Source organism: Oleiphilus sp. HI0061, assembly GCF_001635675.1.
The window spans coordinates 1-429 of sequence record NZ_LWFE01001458.1 but is presented as its reverse complement, the minus strand read 5'-3'; the positions used below and the strand labels follow the sequence as shown (position 1 = coordinate 429).

Sequence of the window (429 nt, the reverse complement as noted above, 5' to 3'; positions counted from 1 at the left end):
TATATTTCTGACCGAAAACAACAAGCTCGAAATATAATGCTGCTTCGGATCATAGTCGGCATCAATAGCTTGCTTAGCCAAAACAATAAAGCGCGTCGTGTTGCCGCCCACATCCTGAAAGCTCTCTGCGATCACATCTAGCCCATACAGCTCTGCCGCCAAAGTAGAAGCTATCGCGCCATGGCTACCGTAAACCGATTGCGCATCTTTCTTAGACGCCAAGTCCTTAGCAGACAAAGCCGTATCCATCGCCACTAAAGGGGTGATCTTTAAAGCTTCCAAACGATGAAAGCACTGCGCCAAAGCTTGAGGATGAGAAGACACTGTCTTAATCGCCTCAAGTTGAGTTCCGGGTAGGGCAAGCAAGCAATGATTCACCGGCTCAAAGTGCTCGGCAATAATGCTCAAATGCGTATTGGGTAATAAACG

General features: G+C 47.6%; 1 protein-coding gene. It reads right to left on the bottom strand.

The window, feature by feature from the left end; genetic code table 11:
• Positions 1-429 (bottom strand): prephenate dehydratase domain-containing protein (locus A3735_RS22955; protein WP_304440007.1); only part of this gene is annotated, 429 nt, incomplete at both ends.